The organism is Lyngbya aestuarii BL J (assembly GCF_000478195.2).
Lineage (GTDB): Bacteria > Cyanobacteriota > Cyanobacteriia > Cyanobacteriales > Microcoleaceae > Capilliphycus > Capilliphycus aestuarii.
Genome location: NZ_AUZM01000171.1, coordinates 1 through 2,015 on the forward strand (window position 1 = coordinate 1; position 2,015 = coordinate 2,015).

A 2,015-nucleotide genomic window follows, 5' to 3' on the forward strand; every position below is an offset into this window, starting at 1 on the left:
TTGCGCCTCGCCTTGGAGTGGTTAAGAGAAGGAAGCGATAAAAACTTCTCAACGGACTAGCCTTCTATTATTTGTACCGTCTTTTCACCTGTCAATTCGCTCTCCTTCGGTGAAAAGCAATGAGTCACAACAGCAAAACCCTCATCCGGTACGCTTGTTATTCACATTTACTAATATATCAGTCAAACTTGGATAACTCCATCGATCTTTAGAGAGAAACTATTGTGATTGTTTGATCCTTCATTTGACATAGGTAGATGATCTGAAATCCTGAAATGTTTGCGTGACTATGATTGATGGAGACAAAGGCAGACCTTGATTTATTCCTCTTGGCTAGGATCGCATTATTGTTTCGATTTCAGATAAGATCAAAGAACTTAGTTTGTTCAATGACGAATCATGGCTGAAACCGGATCAGGCGGTGAAACAATTGCAGCGATCGCCACCGCGATTGTTCCTCAGCAGGGGAGCATCGGAATTGTGCGTCTATCTGGATCTCAAGCCCAAGCGATCGCTAAATTGCTGTTTAATGCCCCCGGACGTCAAGCTTGGGAAAGTCATCGCATCCTGTACGGCTATATTCGTCATCCTCAGACTCAACAGGTTGTCGATGAAGCCTTGCTGTTGCTGATGCTTGCTCCTCGTTCTTACACTCGTGAAGATGTCGTTGAGTTGCACTGTCATGGCGGAATTATCGCTGTTCAGCAGGTACTACAACTCTGTTTAGAAGCCGGAGCGAGACTGGCTCAACCCGGTGAATTTACCCTGCGGGCTTTTCTCAATGGCCGAATTGATCTGACCCAAGCTGAAAGTATTGCCGAGTTAGTCGGTTCTCAGTCTCAAGCGGCGGCTCTTGCTGCCTTAGCTGGATTACAAGGAAAACTCGCCACTCCCATCCGCCAACTCAGGGCTACCTGTTTAGATGTATTAGCGGAAATTGAAGCTCGGATCGACTTCGAGGAAGACCTACCGCCACTAAACGTTCCCGATATCATATCACAAGTAAACCAGATTTCTGCGGAATTGTCAATACTAATAGAAACAGCCGAAAAAGGTGAGCGGTTAAGAAGTGGATTGAAAGTGGCAATTGTCGGGCGTCCAAATGTGGGAAAATCAAGTTTATTAAATGCGTGGAGTCAGAGCGATCGGGCAATTGTAACAGACCTTCCGGGGACAACTCGGGATGTGGTAGAATCGCAATTAGTCGTGGGTGGAATTCCCGTACAAGTATTAGATACAGCTGGAATTCGTAACTCCGAAGATCAAGTTGAAAAAATCGGCATAGAGCGATCGCGTAGTGCCGCAAAGTTAGCAGATTTAGTGTTATTAACCATAGATGCCGAAGCAGGTTGGACAGAAAGCGATCAAGAAATTTATCAACAAGTCAAACACCGCCCTTTGATTTTAATCCTCAACAAAATTGACCGAGTATCTGTCAACGAGTTAGACTCAAAAGTTCAGGAAATCCTCGCAAAACTGAACCGAGAAAATTTATTAACAGTTCAAACCGCAGCCGCTTTAAATCAAGGAATTTCAGAACTTGAAACTACAATTTTAACCGCCATTAACGCCGGAAATCTTCAAGCCGAAAACCTAGATATTGCCATCAACCAACGTCAAGCATCTGTGATTACTCGAGCAAAAATAGCCTTAGACCAAATGAAAACCACCATTGACAATCAACTTCCTTTAGATTTTTGGACCATTGATCTGCGAGATGCCGTTCAAGCGTTAGGAGAAGTCACCGGAGAAGAAGTCACCGAATCGGTTTTAGATCGAATATTCAGTCGATTTTGTATTGGCAAGTAACCCCAGTCTTTTAGAAATCAACTTTCTATACAAAGGTACAACTCAGGAGTATGGTGAAATTAATCTAAAATAATCAGGGAAATAAAAAATGCCCAATTCAATGACCAACGTACAACCGCCCTTAGAATTTATCCCTCCTGACTTTCAATCTGGAGTTTTAAAACTCAGTCAATGGATTTTCCCGTGGTGGATTCGCTTCAAAACTC

At 43.4% G+C, this 2,015-nt stretch carries 1 protein-coding gene; it reads left to right on the top strand.

All coding sequences use genetic code 11. From position 1 onward, the window contains the following. Positions 1 to 399 precede the first annotated feature (399 nt). Positions 400 to 1,809 carry a tRNA uridine-5-carboxymethylaminomethyl(34) synthesis GTPase MnmE gene (gene mnmE, locus M595_RS27220; protein WP_023066936.1) on the top strand — a complete coding sequence of 470 codons (1,410 nt, stop codon included), beginning with the start codon at positions 400 to 402 and terminating at the stop codon, positions 1,807 to 1,809. Positions 1,810 to 2,015 lie beyond the last annotated feature (206 nt).

Bases quoted from the DNA above. Each gene is read 5' to 3' on its own strand.
- mnmE (WP_023066936.1), top strand. From the start codon at position 400: ATGGCTGAAACCGGATCAGGCGGTGAAACAATTGCAGCGATCGCCACC.